General features: G+C 72.3%; 14 protein-coding genes. 9 read left to right on the top strand and 5 right to left on the bottom strand.

Annotation, left to right across the window (positions count from 1 at the left end; genetic code table 11):
- Positions 1-25: 25 nt before the first annotated feature.
- Both IF30_RS0122935 and IF30_RS0122930 read right to left on the bottom strand, forming a co-directional pair.
- Complete coding sequence (locus IF30_RS0122935) at positions 26-1,279, bottom strand: amidohydrolase (protein WP_030241547.1); 1,254 nt, start codon at positions 1,277-1,279, stop codon at positions 26-28.
- Positions 1,280-1,572: 293 nt separating this feature from the next.
- Positions 1,573-3,198 carry an acyl-CoA mutase large subunit family protein gene (locus IF30_RS0122930; protein ID WP_051710879.1) on the bottom strand — a complete coding sequence of 542 codons (1,626 nt, stop codon included), beginning with the start codon at positions 3,196-3,198 and terminating at the stop codon, positions 1,573-1,575.
- Positions 3,199-3,329: 131 nt separating this feature from the next.
- Here IF30_RS0122930 and IF30_RS0122925 point away from each other — a divergent pair, with 131 nt between their 5' ends.
- The 7 genes from IF30_RS0122925 to IF30_RS0122895 all read left to right on the top strand — a co-directional run bounded on the left by IF30_RS0122925 (position 3,330) and on the right by IF30_RS0122895 (position 10,562).
- The gene (locus IF30_RS0122925) at positions 3,330-4,085 is read left to right on the top strand and encodes an SDR family oxidoreductase (RefSeq protein WP_030241544.1); all 756 of its coding nucleotides are present in this window, start codon (positions 3,330-3,332) and stop codon (positions 4,083-4,085) included.
- Between the two features lie 67 nt (positions 4,086-4,152).
- Positions 4,153-5,808 (top strand): alpha/beta hydrolase, encoded by a 1,656-nt coding sequence (locus IF30_RS0122920; RefSeq protein WP_030241542.1) that lies wholly within the window; start codon positions 4,153-4,155, stop codon positions 5,806-5,808.
- Positions 5,809-6,101: 293 nt separating this feature from the next.
- Positions 6,102-6,587, top strand: a complete 486-nt coding sequence (locus IF30_RS0122915; protein ID WP_037900903.1) for a 2-oxo-4-hydroxy-4-carboxy-5-ureidoimidazoline decarboxylase — start codon at positions 6,102-6,104, stop codon at positions 6,585-6,587.
- 527 nt (positions 6,588-7,114) lie between these two features.
- Positions 7,115-7,495: a succinate dehydrogenase, cytochrome b556 subunit gene (gene sdhC / locus IF30_RS0122910; protein WP_037900898.1), complete on the top strand. Its 381-nt coding sequence runs from the start codon at positions 7,115-7,117 to the stop codon at positions 7,493-7,495.
- An 8-nt stretch (positions 7,496-7,503) separates the two neighbouring features.
- The gene (gene sdhD / locus IF30_RS0122905) at positions 7,504-7,995 is read left to right on the top strand and encodes a succinate dehydrogenase, hydrophobic membrane anchor protein (protein ID WP_030241534.1); all 492 of its coding nucleotides are present in this window, start codon (positions 7,504-7,506) and stop codon (positions 7,993-7,995) included.
- Positions 7,996-8,046: 51 nt separating this feature from the next.
- The gene (sdhA, locus tag IF30_RS0122900; RefSeq protein WP_030241531.1) at positions 8,047-9,789 is read left to right on the top strand and encodes a succinate dehydrogenase flavoprotein subunit; all 1,743 of its coding nucleotides are present in this window, start codon (positions 8,047-8,049) and stop codon (positions 9,787-9,789) included.
- Positions 9,789-10,562: a succinate dehydrogenase iron-sulfur subunit gene (locus IF30_RS0122895; RefSeq protein ID WP_030241529.1), complete on the top strand. Its 774-nt coding sequence runs from the start codon at positions 9,789-9,791 to the stop codon at positions 10,560-10,562. Before sdhA ends, IF30_RS0122895 begins: the two co-directional genes overlap by 1 nt.
- A gap of 118 nt (positions 10,563-10,680) precedes the next feature.
- On the opposite strand, the gene IF30_RS0122890 is transcribed toward IF30_RS0122895, so the two are convergent.
- Positions 10,681-10,938, bottom strand: a complete 258-nt coding sequence (locus tag IF30_RS0122890) for an SCO4848 family membrane protein (protein WP_030241526.1) — start codon at positions 10,936-10,938, stop codon at positions 10,681-10,683.
- A 142-nt stretch (positions 10,939-11,080) separates the two neighbouring features.
- Between IF30_RS0122890 and IF30_RS0122885 the strand changes: the two genes are divergently transcribed.
- Complete coding sequence (locus tag IF30_RS0122885; RefSeq protein ID WP_234322810.1) at positions 11,081-12,277, top strand: D-alanyl-D-alanine carboxypeptidase family protein; 1,197 nt, start codon at positions 11,081-11,083, stop codon at positions 12,275-12,277.
- 28 nt (positions 12,278-12,305) lie between these two features.
- Here the strand turns inward: IF30_RS0122885 and IF30_RS0122880 are convergent, their stop codons facing one another.
- On the bottom strand, positions 12,306-13,361 hold the full coding sequence (locus IF30_RS0122880; protein ID WP_030241519.1) for a YihY/virulence factor BrkB family protein: 1,056 nt from the start codon (positions 13,359-13,361) through the stop codon (positions 12,306-12,308).
- A gap of 97 nt (positions 13,362-13,458) precedes the next feature.
- A complete protein-coding gene (locus tag IF30_RS0122875; RefSeq protein ID WP_030241516.1) occupies positions 13,459-14,454 on the bottom strand; it encodes a glycosyltransferase family 2 protein in 996 nt (331 codons plus the stop codon).
- A gap of 133 nt (positions 14,455-14,587) precedes the next feature.
- Here IF30_RS0122875 and IF30_RS0122870 point away from each other — a divergent pair, with 133 nt between their 5' ends.
- Positions 14,588-18,157, top strand: a complete 3,570-nt coding sequence (locus tag IF30_RS0122870; RefSeq protein WP_030241513.1) for a bifunctional glycosyltransferase/CDP-glycerol:glycerophosphate glycerophosphotransferase — start codon at positions 14,588-14,590, stop codon at positions 18,155-18,157.
- Positions 18,158-18,285: the final 128 nt, after the last annotated feature.

Genomic DNA, 18,285 nt, shown 5'->3' with positions numbered 1-18,285 from the left:
CCGCGCCCGGACGGCGGCGCCGCGCTCAGCTCCCGTCCGCCCCCAGGGCCAGTGCCGCGAACAGCTCCGTACCGATGCCGATCGCCCGCTCGTCCACGTCGAACCGGCCCTGGTGCAGGTCGCGGACGGCGGTGTCGCCGGGCGCGCGGACGCCGAGCCGGGCCAGTGCGCCCGGGGCGTGCTCCAGGTACCAGGAGAAGTCCTCCCCGCCGAGGCTCTGCTCGGTGCTCTCGACCACCTGGGCGCCCTCGCGCCCGAACCGGGCGTTCATCGCCTCGTCCAGCTGCGCGACCGACACCGCCTCGTTGACCACCGGCGGCACCCCGCGGTGGTAGTCCAGCGTCCACTTGGCCCGGTAGGTCTCGGCGAGCTTGGCGATCAGCTCGTGCAGCAGGTCCGGCGCCTCGCGCCAGCCGTCCAGCTCCAGGCAGCGGACGGTGCCCTCCAGCTCGGCGTGCTGCGGGATGACGTTGGGCGCGGAGCCGGAGGCGATCCGGCCCCAGACCAGGCTGACGCCCCAGCGCGGGTCCATCCGGCGGGCCAGCGCGCCGGGCAGGTCGGCGGCCATCCGGGCCACGGCCGTCACCAGGTCGGTGGTCAGGTGCGGGCGGGCGGTGTGGCCGCCGGGGCCGTCCAGGTGCAGCACCAGGCGGTCGCAGGCCGAGGTGATCGCCCCGGCCCGCAGGGCGACCCGGCCGACCTCCACCTTCGGATCGCAGTGCACCGCGAAGATCCGGCCCACGCCGTCCATCCCGCCGGCCTTGATCACGTCCAGTGCGCCGCCCGGCATGACCTCCTCGGCCGGCTGGAACACCAGCCGGACCGGACGGCGCAGCTCGCCGGCGCGGGCGGCCTCGGCCAGCACCAGGCCGGTGCCGAGCACCACGGAGGTGTGCACGTCGTGGCCGCAGGCGTGGGCCCGGCCGGGGACGGTGGAGCGGTACGGCACGTCGGTCTTGGCGTCGTCGATCGGCAGCGCGTCGATGTCGGCGCGGAAGGCCAGGAACTCGGTGCCCGGGGCGGTGCCGCCCGGGACGATGTCGACGAGCAGTCCGGTGCCGCCGGGCAGCACCCGGGGTTCGAGGCCGGCCTCCACCAGCCGGTCCCGCAGCAGCCCGGTGGTGCGGAACTCCTGGCGGCCCAGCTCCGGGTGCCGGTGCAGATCACGGCGGAAGGCGATCAGCTCGGGCTCCAGCGCCCTCACCCGGTCGCGCAGATCGGCGGCGGGGCGTGCGGCGGCGAGAGTGGCGCCCGGCTGAGCGGGCTCAGGACGGTTCATCTCCCCAAGAGTAGGCCTGTCGGGGGGATTTGGCCCGGCTTCCGGGAAACTAGTCCCCGGATGGGTGCATACCGGCCCGACAGGTGGGTATGACATCTCGTTTCAGCCGCCTTCCCCGGATTGCCTGCCCTGTGCAACGACCGCCCCGGTCGGCGGTCACGGCCGCCAGCGCCTCGACGCACGCCGACCGCTGACGGCCGTTCAGGGGAGCCGGGCGGGGCGGGGTGGACCCGGGGCCGGGAAGGGCCGGGAGGTGCCCGGCGGGCGGGCGCGGATCGGCGGGCGGGCGCGGATCAGAAGCGCTCCACCGGGGTGTGGGTGCCCCACACCCCGCGCAACGCGTCGCACACCTCGCCGACGGTGGCCCTGGCCGCCAGCGCCTCCTTCATCGGGGGGAGCACGTTCTCCGGCCCCTCGGCGGTGCGGCGCAACGCGTCCAGCGCCCGGGTGACGGCGCCGGCGGAGCGCTCGGCCCGCAGCCGGGCCAGCCGCGCGGCCTGCCGGCGTTCGATCGCCGGGTCCACCCGCAGCGGCCGGTACGGCTCCTCCGTGTCCAGCCGGAACCGGTTGACCCCGACCACGGTCCGCGCACCGGAGTCGGTCTCCTGCTGGACGCGGTACGCCGTGCGCTCGATCTCGGCCTTCTGGAATCCCTGTTCGATCGCGGCCACCGCGCCACCCTGCTCCTCGATCCGGTCCATCAGCGCCAGGACCGCGGCCTCCACCTCGTCGGTGAGCGCCTCGACCGCGTAGGAACCGGCGAACGGGTCGACGGTGGCGGTCACGTCGGTCTCGTGGGCGAGCACCTGCTGGGTGCGCAGCGCGAGCCGGGCGGCCTTCTCGGTGGGCAGCGCGATCGCCTCGTCGTAGCTGTTCGTGTGCAGCGACTGGGTGCCGCCGAACACCGCGGCGAGCGCCTGCACGGTGACCCGGGCCAGGTTCACCTCGGGCTGCTGGGCCGTGAGCTGCACTCCGGCGGTCTGGGTGTGGAAGCGCAGCATCTGCGAGCGCGGATCCCGCGCACCGAACCCGTCCCGCATGATCCGCGCCCAGATCCGGCGGGCCGCCCGGAACTTGGCGACCTCCTCCAGAAGGGTCGTCCGGGCCACGAAGAAGAACGAGAGCCGGGGCGCGAAGTCGTCCACGGCCATCCCGGCCGCGATCGCGGTGCGGACGTACGCGATGCCGTTCGCGAGGGTGAAGGCGATCTCCTGCACGGGATCGGCCCCGGCCTCGGCCATGTGGTAGCCGGAGATGGAGATGGTGTTCCAGCGCGGGATCTCGGCCCGGCAGTACCGGAACACGTCGGCGACCAGCCGTAGCGAGGGCTGCGGCGGAAAGATGTACGTGCCGCGGGCGACGTACTCCTTCAGCACGTCGTTCTGGACCGTGCCGGTGAGTGCCGACGCCGGCACGCCCTGGGCCTCGCCGACCAGCTGGTAGAGGAGCAGGAGCAGGGCGGCGGGCGCGTTGATGGTCATCGAGGTCGACACCTCGCCGAGCGGGATGCCGTCCAGGAGCACCGCCATGTCCTCGACGCTGTCCACGGCCACGCCCACCTTGCCGACCTCGCCGGCCGCGAGCGGGGCGTCCGAGTCGTAGCCCATCTGGGTGGGCAGGTCGAAGGCGACCGACAGGCCGGTGCCGCCGCCCGCGATCAGCTGCCGGTAGCGGGCGTTGGACTCGGCGGCGGTGCCGAAGCCGGCGTACTGGCGCATCGTCCAGGGCCGTCCGGTGTACATCGTCGGGTAGACGCCCCGGGTGTACGGGTACTCCCCGGGCCGGCCCAGCCGGGCGGCCGGATCCCACCCGGCCAGTGCCTCGGGGCCGTAGAGCGGCTCGATCGGGAGGCCCGATTCGGAGCGCCGGGCGGGCTGCGGGGGATGGCTCGACTCGGCGCGGCGCGGCTCGGCTGCCATGGGTCCTCCACGGGATCGGCGGGCGCTGGTCCTCGCAATGTAGGACGTGACCGGCCCACCGGGCCCTGCGACGCGGTTGAGATGATCGGGTGAACGACCGATGAGCCCCACGATGAGCCCCAGGAGTGGCAATGACCGAGCAGAAGGTGGCCGTGGTCACCGGTGCCAGCAGCGGAATCGGCGCGGCGACCGCCCGCCGCCTGGCCGACGAGGGCTTCGAGGTGGTGCTGACCGCCCGCCGCACCGACCGGATCGAGGCGCTGGCCAAGGAGATCGGCGACCGGGGCGGTGCGGCGCGGGCGGTCACCCTGGACGTCACCGACCGGGCCGCCGTGGACGCCTTCGCGGCCGCGGTCGGCCGGGTCGACGTCCTGGTGAACAACGCCGGCGGGGCGATCGGCGCCGAGACGGTCGAGCACGGCGACCCGGCCGACTGGCGCGCCATGTACGAGGTGAACGTGCTCGGCGTGCTGCACGTGACGCAGGCGCTGCTGCCGGCCCTGCGGGCCACCGGCGACGGCACCGTGCTGGTGCTCTCCTCGACCGCCGCGCTGGCCGCGTACGAGGGCGGCGGCGGGTACGTGGCCGCCAAGCACGCCGCGCACACCATCGCCGCCACGCTGCGGCTGGAGCTGTGCGGGGAGCCGATCCGGGTGATCGAGATCGCGCCCGGCATGGTGAAGTCCGAGGGCTTCGCGGTCACCCGCTTCCGCGGCGACGAGGAGAAGGCGGCCGCGGTGTACGCGGGCGTGGCCGAGCCGCTGACCTCGGAGGACATCGCGGACACGGTGGCCTGGGCGGTCACCCGGCCCGCACACGTGAACATCGACCTGCTGGTGGTCCGGCCGCGGGCGCAGGCGGCCAACCACAAGGTCCACCGGGGCTGATCCCGGCGCGGCGGGCGGCCGGGGGGCCAGGATCGAACGCGTCACCCACCGGTGGTACACACGTGCGATGAGAACCTTCCGGGCCGCCCGCCCCCGCGTCCTGCTGACCGCCGTGGCGGCAGGCACCCTCCTCCTGGCGAGCGCCTGCAACGACACCTCCAAGCCCGCCCAGGACCAGGCCGCCGGCAGCGCCGCGCCCACCGCCGCGAGCCCCGCGGCCACCCCGACCCCGACCCCGACCGCCAGGCCCGGCGGCGAGGCAGACCCGGCGCTCCGGCCCTTCTACGGCCAGCAGATCACCTGGGCGGCCTGCCCGGCCGACCCCAAGGCCGAACAGGCCGGGATCGACACCTCCGGGATGCAGTGCGGCAAGCTGCACGTCCCCCTCGACTACACCGCCCCCACCACCGACGCGATCGACCTCGCGCTGATCAGGTACCCCGCCGCCAAGCCGGACCAGCGGATCGGCTCGCTGATGGTCAACCCCGGCGGCCCCGGCGGCTCCGGCGTCGAGATGGTCGAATACGGGGCCAAGGACTTCGTCGGCACCCTGCACAACCGCTTCGACGTGATCGGCTTCGACCCGCGCGGCACCGGCGCCAGCGCGCCGGTCGTCTGCTACGACGACAAGCAGCACGACGCCATCGAACAGCTGGACGATCCGGTGGACCCGGCCGAACGCAAGGCCGCGCACATCAAGCAAGCCACCGACCACGCCGCCGCCTGCCAGGCCAGGTCCGGCAGGCTGCTGCCCTTCGTCGGCACCCGCAACACCGCCCGCGACCTGGACGTGCTGCGCGCCGTCGTCGGCGACCGGAAGCTCAACTACCTGGGCATCTCCTACGGCACCTACCTCGGCGCCCTCTACGCCGAGGAGTTCCCGAAGAACACCGGCCGGCTCATCCTGGACGGCGCCGTCGACCCCGCCCAGGACACCCTGGACCACGGCGTGGACCAGCAGGTCGGCTTCGAGAAGTCCTTCGAGCGCTTCGCCGCCGACTGCGTGGAGAACCACGCCGCCGAGTGCCCGCTCGGCAAGGACAAGGACAAGGCCGCCAAGAAGGCCGCCGACTTCCTCGACGGCCTGCACGACGACCCGCTGACCACCAAGGACGGCCGCAAGCTCGGCCGCGACCTGGCCTGGACCGGCACCATCTCGATGCTCTACGGCGACGAGAACACCTCCTGGAAGTACCTGCGGGCCGGCCTCGGCATGGCGATGACGATGAAGCGCGGCGACCTGCTGATGGCCTTCGCGGACGACTACGACGGCCGCGACCAGAACGGCCACTACAGCCCGATGGAGGAGGCCAACGGCGCGATCGGCTGCGCCGACGCCGCCCGCCCCGCGCCCACCCCCGAACACGCCAAGGCCGCGGTGGACCGGCTGCTCGCCGAGGCGCCGCTGCTGTCCAAGGGCGTCACGGTGGACGACTACAGTGAGGCCGGCTGCGCCTACTGGCCGTTCAAGACGCCGGAGAAGCCGCACACCATCCGGGCCGAGGGCAGCGCGCCGATCCTGGTCGTCGGCTCCACCGGCGACCCGGCCACCCCGTACGCATCGGCCGAGGCACTGGCCAAGGGCTTCGCCGACGCCACCCTGCTGACCCGGGTCGGCGAGGGCCACGGCGCGTTCGGCAAGGGCAACGTCTGCATCGACCGGGCCATGGAGGCCTACCTGACCGACGGCACGATGCCGGCCCCGGGCACCCGCTGCACCTGAGGTGACCCCGGCGCCCGAACCCGGGGAGGGCGCTGACACGAAGGTGTCAACGTCACAACTTGATAGCTCGTCCGGATGAATTCCGCGTGCGCCCTCCCCAACTGATGACCGCTCAACTACCTTGAAGGAGCTGCCGGACCGGGCCGGAGTCCCCGCCGCAGCCCCCATACTTCAGCTGCTCCACCACCACTCCACTTCACCGGCCACCTTCCCGCCCTCACGAGGAGGACCCGCTGGCCAGCGACATCCCGTCACAGCGGCTCGACGTCACAACAGAGCCGACCCTCCTCGGGTTGCACCGCTTCAACGAGGCCGACGCCGGCGCCGCCGAGGAGGCCCTCCTGGCCTGCTGCGGCAGCCACCGCTGGGCCCTGCGGCTCACCGCGCACCGGCCGTACCCCGACATAGAGTCCCTGCTGGCCGCCGCCAGCGAGGCCTCCTACGACCTCCGCCCGGCCGACCTCACCGAGGCGCTGGCGGACGAGAGCTGGATGCCGCAGCCGCTGCTCGGCATGCGGGCCCCCGGAAGCCAGGCCGCGCACACCGCGCTGCGGGCGGCGCACGCCGCGTACGAGGCCAGGTTCGGCCACGTCTTCGTCGTCTGCCTGGAGGGCGTCGCCCCGGAGGAGATGCTCGACACCGTGCTCTCCTCCATCCGCACCCGGCTGGCCAACGACCCGGACGAGGAGCGGCTGATCGCGGCGGACGAGCTCCGCCGGATCGCCCTCACCCGGCTGGAGCACCTGGTCGCCACCCATTCGGAGGCCGGAGCCCACTGAGCCCGGCCCTCCCCGCCCCCTTACTCCCCTTACTCCTCCTACTCCCACCACGCCGGCCGCTCCTCCGCCCGCGCGGCCCGGAGCCCGGCCACCCGCCGGCGGACGATCCGGACGGCACCCGCGCGCCGGGCGGGGACGGCGGCAGCCGGTTCATTCGTGCGGGTGAATCCGATCGCCGCGCCCGATCCCCCGCACGTGGACGTGCCCCGGGTCGGCCCGGTGCCCGGTCAGGGATCGGCGCCCGCCTCCCCGGCTTCCCGGCCGGCGGAGGCGGGGCCGCCGAGAGGTCGGCGAGGCGCCAAGGAAGCGGACACCGCAGCGCGAGCAGCCGGTCACCCAGGGTCGCGGACACCGGGTCGGTTCCCGTCGCGCTAGGCCAGAAGTGCCTGATTGATCACACCTGGGGCCCCCGGGGGCGGTTACCGAGAAGGCGTCGATAGGATGCTGGCGGCCGGTGGACCATACCCGGCCGGGCTGACCGACACCGAAGCCGGCCGAGCCCCCAATCGCTTCCGGAGGGTTTTTCCGTGCCGGCTGGAACGCTGTACCGCGGCCGGGAAGGTATGTGGAGCTGGGTGGCTCATCGAGTCACCGGCGTCCTCATCTTCTTCTTCCTGTTCGCCCACGTCCTGGACACCGCTCTGGTGCGAGTGTCGCCGGAGTCCTACGACACCGTCATCCAGACATACAAGCAGCCCCTCGTGAACCTGATGGAGTACGGCCTGGTGGCCGCCATCCTGTTCCACGCCCTGAACGGCCTGCGGGTCGTCGCGGTGGACTTCTGGTCCAAGGGCCCGAAGTACCAGAAGCAGATGCTCTGGACCGTCGTCGGCGTCTGGGTCGTCCTGATGGCCGGCTCCTTCTACGGGGTCCTGCAGCACACGCTGATCGCCTGGTTCGGGAAGTGAGCCGAGACATGTCCACGGAAATCTCCGACGCCGTCGTCGTCCCCTCCAAGCAGGCGCACACCGGCAAGGGCCTCGGGACCGGCAACCCCGCCGACGCGTTCGTCATCGAGCCGCCCCGCAAGCGGACCACGAAGACCCCGCGCCGCACCCGCACCAACTTCGAGATGCTGGCCTGGCTCTTCATGCGCCTGTCCGGTGTCGTCCTGGTCGCGCTGATCCTCGGCCACCTGATCATCATGCTGCTGCTCGACGGCGGCGTCTCCAGGATCGGCTTCGCCTTCGTGGCCGGCCGCTGGGCCTCGCCGTTCTGGCAGGGCTGGGACCTCCTGATGCTCTGGCTCGCCATGCTGCACGGCGCCAACGGCATGCGTCAGGTCATCAACGACTACGCCGAGAAGGACTCGACCCGGCTCTGGCTCAAGGGGCTCATGGGTACCGCCACGGTCTTCACCGTGCTGCTCGGCACCCTGGTGATCTTCACCTTCGACCCCAACATCTGAGCCGCGAGCACCATCGACCATCGGCAGAGGCCAGAGGCGAGTTAAACCCCCATGCAGATTCACCAGTACGACACCGTCATCGTCGGCGCCGGCGGCGCCGGCATGCGTGCGGCCATCGAGTCGACGCAGCGCAGCCGCACCGCCGTCCTGACCAAGCTCTACCCGACCCGGTCGCACACCGGCGCGGCCCAGGGCGGCATGTGCGCCGCCCTCGCCAACGTCGAGGAGGACAACTGGGAGTGGCACACCTTCGACACGGTCAAGGGCGGTGACTACCTGGTCGACCAGGACGCCGCCGAGATCATGTGCAAGGAGGCCATCGACGCCGTCCTCGACCTGGAGAAGATGGGCCTGCCCTTCTCCCGCACCGAGCAGGGCCGGATCGACCAGCGCCGCTTCGGCGGCCACTCCCGCAACCACGGCGAGGCCCCGGTCCGCCGCTCGTGCTACGCGGCCGACCGCACCGGCCACATGATCCTCCAGACGCTGTTCCAGAACTGCGTCAAGCACGGCGTCGAGTTCTTCAACGAGTTCTACGTCCTCGACCTGCTGCTCAACGAGGGCCGGACGGCCGGCGTCGTCGCCTACGAGCTGGCCACCGGCGAGATCCACGTCTTCCAGGCCAAGTCCGTCGTGTTCGCCTCCGGCGGCACCGGCAAGTTCTTCAAGGTCTCCTCCAACGCCCACACCCTCACCGGTGACGGCCAGGCCCTGGTGTACCGCCGCGGCCTGCCGCTGGAGGACATGGAGTTCTTCCAGTTCCACCCGACGGGCATCTGGCGCATGGGCATCCTGCTCACCGAGGGCGCCCGCGGCGAGGGCGGCATCCTGCGCAACAAGGACGGCGAGCGCTTCATGGAGCGCTACGCCCCGGTCATGAAGGACCTCGCGTCCCGTGACGTCTGCTCCCGCGCGATCTACACCGAGATCCGCGAAGGCCGCGGCTGCGGTCCGGACGGCGACCACGTCTACCTGGACCTGACCCACCTGCCGCCGGAGCAGCTGGACGCCAAGCTCCCGGACATCACCGAGTTCGCGCGCACCTACCTCGGCATCGAGCCCTACACGGACCCGATCCCGATCCAGCCCACCGCGCACTACGCCATGGGCGGCATCCCGACCAACGTCGAGGGCGAGGTCCTGCGCAACAACACCGACGTCGTCCCCGGCCTGTACGCGGCCGGCGAGGTCGCGTGCGTGTCCGTGCACGGCGCCAACCGCCTGGGCACCAACTCGCTGCTCGACATCAACGTCTTCGGCAAGCGGGCCGGCATCGCCGCCGCCGACTACGCGCAGACGGTCGACTTCACCGAGCTGCCCGAGAACCCGGCCGACAAGGTGCAGGCGCTGGTCGACGGCCTGCGCGAGTCCACCGGCACCGAGTCCGTGGCGCAGATCCGCAAGGAACTGCAGGAGACCATGGACGCCAACGCGATGGTCTACCGCACCGGCGCCACCCTGAAGCAGGCGGTCGAGGACATCGCCGCGCTGCGCGAGCGCTACAAGCACGTCTCCATCCAGGACAAGGGCTTCCGCTACAACACGGACCTCCTGGAGGCCGTCGAGCTGGGCAACCTGCTCGACCTGGCCGAGGTGCTGGCCGTCTCCGCGCTGGCCCGCGAGGAGTCGCGCGGCGGTCACTACCGCGAGGACTTCCCGACCCGTGACGACGTGAAGTTCATGCAGCACACCATGGCGTACCAGGAGGTCGCCGCCGACGGCACCACCTCCATCCGCCTCGACTACAAGCCGGTCGTCACGACCCGCTACCAGCCGATGGAGCGTAAGTACTGATGAGCACTCCGACCGTGGAGAAGCACTCGGCCGCTCTGGACGCGGCCGAGAGCGGTGCCGCCCAGCTGATCACCGTCACCTTCCGGATCCGCCGGTTCAACCCGGAGGAGCACCCGGACCCGGTGTGGGTCGACTACCAGCTGGAGATGGACCCGAAGGAGCGCGTCCTGGACGCGCTCAACAAGATCAAGTGGGAGCAGGACGGCACCCTCACCTACCGCCGTTCCTGCGCGCACGGCATCTGCGGCTCCGACGCCATGCGGATCAACGGCCGCAACCGGCTGGCGTGCAAGACCCTGATCAAGGACGTCAACCCGGAGAAGCCGATCACGATCGAGGCCATAAAGGGCCTCACGGTCCTCAAGGACCTGGTCGTGGACATGGACCCGTTCTTCCAGGCGTACAAGGACGTCATGCCGTTCCTCATCACCAACGGGAACGAGCCGACCCGCGAGCGCCTGCAGTCCGCCGAGGACCGCGAGCGCTTCGACGACACCACCAAGTGCATCCTGTGCGCCGCGTGCACGTCGTCCTGCCCGGTGTTCTGGAACGACGGCCAGTACTTCGGCCCGGCCGCGATCGTCAACGCGCACCGCTTCATCTTCGACTCGCGCGACGAGGGTGCCGAGCAGCGCCTGGAGATCCTCAACGACCGCGAGGGCGTGTGGCGCTGCCGCACCACCTTCAACTGCTCCGAGGCCTGCCCGCGTGGCATCGAGGTCACCAAGGCGATCCAGGAAGTGAAGCGGGCGCTGGTCACCCGCCGCTTCTGATCCCCGCCTGACCGACGCCCGAAGGCCCCCGCCCGATCTCCGGATCGGACGGGGGCCTTCGGCGTCTCCCGGCGCGGCGCGCCGGGCTGCCCGGGGGGCGGGCCGGCGGCAACAGAGATCAGTCGGTGGCCGGGCTGCGCCGGGTGGCGCGCAGCCCGCGCACGCCGACGGCGCCGACCGCGACGCCGAGCACGAAGGAGGTGACGGCGAGCAGCAGGTGCACCCAGAAGAAGGCGGTGGGCTGGGAGTGGTCGCCGTTGACGAACGCCTGGCCGCCGGAGTCCTTCCAGAGGTTCTTGACGAAGGTCGACCAGATGATGACCGACCAGACGCCGAAGGCGGTCAGGAACCAGGAGGTGCGGCGGCTGAGCTTCATGGGGTGGTCCTCGGCGGGGGGTGTGAAGACGGTGTGCCACCCAGTATGCGCGGGCCTCCGATCGGCGTACGGCGGGCCCCTCCTGCGGAGGACGGCCCCGGAGCGGCGGACGCCGGGGTGTCGGAATGGGTACGGTCAGCTGGTGTCCACACCCCGTCACACCTTCGCGCGTCTGTGCGCCGCGGCCACCGCGGCCCTTCCGGTCCTGCTCGCCGCCCCGGCGGCCGTCGCGGCCCCGCAGCAGCCGCCTCCGTCGGTCGCGGTCGGCGGCGAGCGGCTCGGGCTGCCCGGGGTCCAGGTCGCCGCGCCGGCGGGCACCCCGCCGCTGCCGACCGGCCTCACCGGCCAGTCCTGGATAGTCTCCGACGCCGCGTCAGGAGACGTGCTGGCGTCCTACAACCCGCACCTCAGGCTGCCGCCGGCCAGCACGCTCAAGATCCTCTTCGCCGACACCGTGCTGCCCAAGTTCGACCGCAACGCGGTGCACAAGGTCGCCGACGAGGAGATCACGGGGATCGGCCCCGGCAGCAGCCTGGTCGGCATCAAGGAGGACCTGGAGTACCGGGTCGAGGACCTGTGGCGCGGCGTGTTCCTGAGTTCGGGCAACGACGCCGTGCACGTCCTGTCGCACATGAACGGCGGCATCCCGCAGACCGTCGCCGAGATGCAGGCGCGCGCCGAGGCGCTGCAGGCGAAGGACACCAAGGTGGTCTCCCCGGACGGCTACGACATGGACGGCCAGGTCTCCTCGGCCTACGACCTGTCGCTGTTCGCCAGGGCCGGCCTGCGCAACGCCGACTTCAGGGCGTACTGCGCCACCCGGGACGCGATGTTCCCGGGCGCCGTGGACAAGAACACCGGCCAGCGCGGCAGCTTCGGGATCGCCAACACCGACCGGCTGCTGGGCAAGTACCCCGGCCTGATCGGGGTGAAGAACGGCACCACCACGAACGCCGGCTCCACCTTCGTCGGCGCCGCCGAACGCGACGGGCGCACCCTGCTGGTCACGGTGATGCACCCGGCGAGCTACCAGAAGGTGTACGACGAGACGGCCGCCCTCCTCGACTGGGGCTTCGCCGCGGCCGGGAAGGTCCAGCCGGTGGGCAGGCTGGTCGACGAGCTGCCGCCGGGCGGCACCGAGCCGACCGGCCAGGCGGGCGGCGCCGCCGGCACGCCCGCGCCGCCGCCGCACCCCTCCCCCACCGCCCCGCGAGCCGCCGCTCCGGCCGGCGGCGGGGACGACTGGCTCGGCCTGGCCGGCTGGGCGGCGGTCGTGCTCGCCGGAGCCGCGGCCGGGTATGGCGGGCTGGTGCTGTGGCGGCGGCGCTCCGCCGGCTGACCTCCGTGTCCCGCGGGGCGGCCCGGTCTCAGTCCCGGGGCCGGGCCCTGCCGTCCCCGGCGGCGGCCGTCCCGGGGGCCTGCCCCGCGGTGTCCGCGGCCCCTTCCGCCCGCTCGGGCTGCTCGGTCTTCTCGGCCCGCTCGGGTTGCTCGGCCTGCCCGGCCCGCTCGGCGGTCGAGGCCGCCGCCTCGTCCGCAGCCTCCAGGATCGCCCGTCCCCGCGCCCTGGCCCGTTCCAGGGCGGCCGCCGGGTCTGCCGTCGCCGTCCAGGCCACGCAGTACATCAGCAGCCGGGAGACGAAGTTGATCCACAGCAGCAGCGCCACCGGCGTGGCGAAGGCCCCGTACAGGCTCCGCCCGGCGACCGAGCCGAGGTAGGAGGCGAGCAGGAGCTTCAGCAGTTCGAAGCCGACCGCACCGATCAGCGCGCCCTGCACGAGGTCCCGGCGGCGCTGGCCGGTGATGCCGGGGAACGGCGCCAGCAGGTAGGCGAAGAGCAGCGTGTCGCACCCTATGGCGATCAGCACGCCGACCCCGGTCAGCAGGTAGCCGCTGCCCAGGCCGATCGCCTGGGCGGTCCGCCCGGCCAGGGTCGTCCCGGCGGCGGAGGCGGCCATCGAGAACAGCGACACCAGGCCGAGGCCGCCGAGCACCACGACGTCCCAGGCCTTGCGCAGGACGGGATTGGCGTCCTCGTCGGGGAGCTGCCAGACGTCCCGGATCGAGGTGCGCATGGTGTCGACCCAGCCGAGGCCGGAGACCAGCAGCAGCGCCCCGCCGACCACCCCGACCGCGCCGGCGTTGGACACCAGGGACGGCAGGTCGAGCGCGTCGGAGATGCCCGGGAGCTGGTCGGAGATGCGGTCCTGCAGGTCGTGCACCCGGCTGTCGCTGAGCGTCGCGACCGCGATCGCCAGGCCCACCGTGAGCAGCGGGAAGAGGGCGAGGAAGCCGAAGAAGGTGACGGCGCCCGCCAGCCGGTTGCCGCGGGCGGCGGTGAAGTGCTCGTACGCGCGGTACGGGCGGCTGCGCAGCACCCGGAGCGCGAGCGGGCCGACGACCGGGAGGCGGGTCAGGAAGTCCACCCGACCGGTTATACCGGTCCGTCCCCCGAACGGCCGCCAGGCGCGGGCCGCACCGCCCGGTGAGTCGGCGGCCTCACCGCTTGGCGGGTCGGCGGCCTCACCGCTTGGCGAGTCGGCGGGCCTTCGCGAGCGCGCGGACGGCCTGGTACGCGCCGTAGCGGCCGCGGCTGAGCAGTTCGGTGCGCACGCCGTCCACACCGGCGGGCGGGCGGTAGCCGGCCGGGCGCAGCCGGGCACAGTGCGCGGCCGCGCGGCGGAAGTACTCGCGGCGGTCGCCGGGCGGGACCCGGCCGGGCTTGGAGACCACGGTGTTGAGGTGGTGCAGCATCCGGCCGTAGACCACGGGTCGCCAGCGGTCCAGGTCGGGGCGGCGGTCGAGGAAGGCGAAGACGAGGTCGTACTGGTCGAAGACGTCGAAGTGCTTGCGGCTGGCGGTGGCCAGGATGTTGCCGCCCTCCTGGCGCTGGCGGTAGTGCACGCCGACCTGGTCGAGCAGGGTGATCCGGGCGGCGGCCAGCAGCGCCGGGTACGTCCAGGGGGTGTCCTCGTAGTACCCGGCCGGGAAGACCAGCCGCTGCTCGGTGACGAAGTCGCGGCGGTAGGCCTTGTTCCAGACGACCTGGAGCAGGTCGAGCAGGTCGGGGCGGGCGGCGAGGTCGAAGACGTCCGGGGAGGCGGCGCCGAAGACGTGCGCGGAGGCGGCCCTGGTGGTGCGGCCGTCGGCGTAGGTGCGGGCGTAGTCGTAGACCAGGACGTCCGGGTCGCCGGTGGCGGTGAGCCGGGCGTCGATGCTCTTGAGCAGACCGGGGGTGAGGGTGTCGTCGCTGTCGAGGAAGACCACGTAGTCGCCGGTGGCGACCTCCAGGCCGGCGTTGCGGGCCCGGCCGAGGCCGACGTTCTCCGGCAGGTGCAGCACCCGGACCCGGGGGTCCGCGGCGGCCTCGTCCAGCATCGCCCCGCAGCCGTCCGGGGAGCGGTCGTCCACCGCGATCAGTTCGAAGTCCGGGCCGTCCTGCCCGAGCACCGAGTCGAGGCACTCGGCGAGGTAGTCCTGGACCTTGTACACGGGGACGATGACGCTGAAGCGGGGCACGGGCCCAGGGTAGTAGCCCCGGGGGAGGCTGCGGCCCCGGAGGTAGTATCAGGACGCACGTGCGCACCGATCAAGTGCGGTCAGACCCCCACCGGGCTGCCACGCTCCTTCCCGAGAAAGGCCTGCGTAGCCGATGGCTCCCCGCCTCTCCATCGTCGTTCCGATCTACAACGTCGAGCGTTACCTCGTCGAGTGCCTCGACTCGATCGCCGCCCAGTCCTTCACGGACTTCGAGTGCGTCATGGTCGACGACGGGTCGAAGGACGGCAGCGCGGCGCTCGCCGAGGCGTACGCGGCCCAGGACTCCCGCTTCCGGCTGGTGCGCCAGGTGAACAAGGGCCTCGGCGCGGCCCGCAACACCGGCATCCGGCACATCGACCCGGACTCCGAGTTCCTGTGCTTCGTGGACAGCGACGACTCGATGCCGCCGAGCGCGTACGAGCTGATGATCAACACGCTGGACGAGACCGGCTCGGACTTCTGCACCGGCAACGTGCTGCGCTTCCGTGCCGTGGGCTACTACCAGTCCGGCGGCCACGTGAAGCCGTTCAAGGAGACCCGGCTCAAGACCCACATCACCGAGATCCCGGCGCTGGTCACCGACCGCACCGCGTGGAACAAGGTGTACCGCCGCTCCTTCTTCGACGCGGCCGGCCTGCTCTACCCCGAGGGCATCCTGTACGAGGACGCCCCGGTCAGCGTGCCGCACCACTACCTGGCCAAGAGCGTGGACGTGCTCTCCGAGCCGATCTACCACTGGCGCGAGCGCGAGGTCGGCGAGATGTCGATCACGCAGATGCGCACCAACCCCAAGGGCCTGGTCGACCGGGTCGCCTCGGTGGAGCTGGTCCGCGGCTGGCTGAAGAAGCAGACCGAGCCGCGCTTCGCCCAGTACCTGCGCTCCTACGACGAGAACACCCTCGTCGAGGAGATCCCGATGTTCTTCTGGTCCGTCGTGGACGGCGACAGGGAGTACCGGGACGCCTACGTCCAGAGCGTCAGCCGGCTGCTCCGGGCGATCGGCCCCGAGCAAGTCCGCAAGCTGCGCGCGCCGCTGCGGCTGAAGTACCACCTGACCCTGGCGGGCCGGGTGGACGAGCTGGTCGAGCAGATCAAGTACGAGGGCGAGACCAGCGGCGGCGTCCGGGCCCGCGGGCTGCTGCGCCCGTACGCGGACTACCCGTTCCTGCGCGGCGGGCGCAAGAGCGTGCCGGCCGGCGTGCTCAAGCTCGACAACTCGCTGGTCATGCGCAGCCGCCTCTACGAGAGCGCCTGGGTGGGCGGGAAGCTGCGGCTGAGCGGGCACGCGTACCCGGAGCAGCTGGGCGCGGCCAGCAAGCACGACATGGTCCGCACCCTGGTGCTGCGCGAGACCAAGGGCCGGCGGACGATCGCCGTCCCGATGAAGACCACGTACAGCCCCGAGGCCACCGCCAGCTGCAGCCACGACCTGTACAGCTGCGACTGGTCCGGCTTCACCGTCGCCGTCGACCCGAAGAAGCTCAAGCACCGCGGCCAGTGGAAGGACGGCCACTGGCGCTTCCTGGTGGCCGGCGCGGGCAAGGGCGGGGTGTACAAGGGCCGGATCTCGGCCGGCTGGAGCGACACCGCGCAGTACGTCCCGTCGCACTGGGTCGAGCCGGACGTGCGGATCGCGCCGTGGGTCCGGGACGGCTTCCTCTACCTCCGGGTGGAGACGGTCAAGGCCCGGGTGACCGGCCTGACCGCGCACGCCGACCGGGTCGAGGTCTCGGGCGCGGCGCGCTCCGGCCCGAGCTACGCCGGGGCCCGGCTGCAGCTGACCCACCTCGAATCGGACCGCGAGGTGACCGTCCCGCTGGAGCTGGGCGCGCCCGCCGGCTCGCTGCAGCCCTTCACCGCGTCCTTCGCGACGGCCGAGCTGACCGCCGTCCGCGAGGCCTGGGCCGAGCTGGACCCGCTGGCCTCCGAGCGCAGCCGCGACCGCTGGGACACCGCGCTGCTGCTGGCCGACGGCAGCGTCGTCGAGCTGGCCTGGGACGAGCGCAACGCGCCCGAGCGGCTGCACCTGCCGCTGAACCCGCAGGCCCCGGAGGGCAGCCGCCGGGCGCTCTACGCCAAGCCCTCCCCCGGCGGGCACCTGCAGTTCTCCGACCAGGTGCTCCAGCCGCTGGTCGACGAGGTGTCCTCGCGCGGCGCCGACGGCTTCCTGCTCAGCGGCTCGTTCCCGCTGCCCGGCGCGCACCGCTGGGAGCTGGTGGTCCGTCACCACTGGCGCGAGGAGGAGCACGTCTACCCGGTGGAGATCTCGGACGGCCGGTTCCGCACCGCGCTGCCCACCGTGCCCACCGCCACCTACGCCGGCCGGGTGCCGCTCGCCAAGGGCACCTGGAACGTCTTCTTCCGCCCGGTCGGGGCGGAAGAAGTGCTGCCCGACGCGTCCGCGCTGGTCACCCCGGACTGCTTCGACGCACTGCCGCTCGAAGTCGAGTCCCGCGGCAAGCGCATAGTGCTGGAGCGCCGCCACCACGACGGCCTGTCGCTGGAGGCGCACGGGGCGCTGCTGCCCGAGGAGCGGTCCGGCTACCGCCAGCGCCAGCTGCGCACCGTCGACTACCCGGCCGCCCGCCGGCTGCCGGTGCGCGACGCGGTGCTGTACAACGCCGGCAACGGCAGCATGTACGCCGACTCGCCGCGGGCGATCCACGAGGAGCTGGTCCGCCGGGGCCTGCCGCTGGAGCACCTGTGGGGCAGCGACGACTTCCAGGTCGAGCTGCCGCAGAGTGCCACGCCCGTGCGGCTGTGGAGCCCGGAGTGGTTCGAGGCGCTGGCCACCGCCAAGTACATCGTCACCGGCACCCACCTGCCCGACTTCTTCGTCCGCCGCCCCGGCCAGGTGGTCCTGCAGACCTGGCAGGGCACCCCGCTGAAGCAGGTCGGCCTGGACTTCGAGAAGGTCTGGTTCACCGACTCCAACTACCTCAAGGGCCTGGCCCGGGAGGTGCCGAACTGGAGCCTGCTGACGGCCGGCAACAGCTGGTCGGCCCCGGTGCTGCGGCGCGCCTTCGACTTCAAGGGCGAGATCCTGGAGAGCGGTTCGCCCCGGAACGACCGGCTGTTCGCGGCCGACCGGGAGAAGACCGCCGAGCAGGTCCGGGAGCGGCTCGGCCTGCCCGAGGGCAAGAAGGTCGTGCTCTACGCGCCGACCTGGCGCGAGGACCGGCGCCGCCCGCAGGGCGGCTACCAGATCGACCTGCGGATCGACCTGGCGGCGGCCAAGGCCGCGCTCGGCGACGACCAGGTGCTGCTGGTGCGCCGGCACAACGTGATGTGCGGCCAGATCCCGGGCGCCGGCAACGGCTACATCTGGGACGTCGGCAGCTACCCCGACATGGCGGAGCTGCTGCTGATCGCCGACGTCCTGGTGACCGACTACTCGGCGAGCGTGTTCGACTTCGCGTCGACCGGCAAGCCGATGCTCTTCTTCACCTACGACCTGGAGCACTACCGGGACAACCTGCGCGGCTTCAGCCTGGACTTCGAGGCGGAGGCGCCCGGCCCGCTGATCTCCACCTCCGAGGAACTGGTCGCCGCACTGGGCCGGACGGACGAGATCGCGGCCGAGTACGCGGACAAGGCGGCCGCGTTCCGGGAGGCGTACTGCGACCTGGACGATGGCAAGGCCGCCGCCCGGGTGGTCGACGCGATGCTCCGCAAGGAGTAGCTTCCGCGACTGGTCCACGAGGCGCCCGACACCCCAGGTGTCGGGCGCCTCGGCGTTTCCGGTCAGGCATTCCGGAATGCCCTGCCGAACGCCGGAGCAATTCTCGAACCCGCGTTCCCAGAAATGAA

The sequence above is a fragment of the Streptomyces sp. NRRL S-350 genome (genome assembly GCF_000719705.1).
GTDB lineage: Bacteria > Actinomycetota > Actinomycetes > Streptomycetales > Streptomycetaceae > Kitasatospora.
The sequence above is the reverse complement of the archived record's forward strand: the minus strand, read 5'-3'. Positions and strand labels throughout refer to the sequence as shown.

What these genes read in the sequence shown, in the direction of transcription:
- IF30_RS0122935 (WP_030241547.1), bottom strand. Translation starts at nt 1,279, where the DNA reads ATGAACCGTCCTGAGCCCGCTCAGCCGGGCGCCACTCTCGCCGCCGCA.
- IF30_RS0122930 (WP_051710879.1), bottom strand. Translation starts at nt 3,198, where the DNA reads ATGGCAGCCGAGCCGCGCCGCGCCGAGTCGAGCCATCCCCCGCAGCCC.
- IF30_RS0122925 (WP_030241544.1), top strand. Translation starts at nt 3,330, where the DNA reads ATGACCGAGCAGAAGGTGGCCGTGGTCACCGGTGCCAGCAGCGGAATC.
- IF30_RS0122920 (WP_030241542.1), top strand. Translation starts at nt 4,153, where the DNA reads ATGAGAACCTTCCGGGCCGCCCGCCCCCGCGTCCTGCTGACCGCCGTG.
- sdhD (WP_030241534.1), top strand. Translation starts at nt 7,504, where the DNA reads ATGTCCACGGAAATCTCCGACGCCGTCGTCGTCCCCTCCAAGCAGGCG.
- sdhA (WP_030241531.1), top strand. Translation starts at nt 8,047, where the DNA reads ATGCAGATTCACCAGTACGACACCGTCATCGTCGGCGCCGGCGGCGCC.
- IF30_RS0122895 (WP_030241529.1), top strand. Translation starts at nt 9,789, where the DNA reads ATGAGCACTCCGACCGTGGAGAAGCACTCGGCCGCTCTGGACGCGGCC.
- IF30_RS0122890 (WP_030241526.1), bottom strand. Translation starts at nt 10,938, where the DNA reads ATGAAGCTCAGCCGCCGCACCTCCTGGTTCCTGACCGCCTTCGGCGTC.
- IF30_RS0122870 (WP_030241513.1), top strand. Translation starts at nt 14,588, where the DNA reads ATGGCTCCCCGCCTCTCCATCGTCGTTCCGATCTACAACGTCGAGCGT.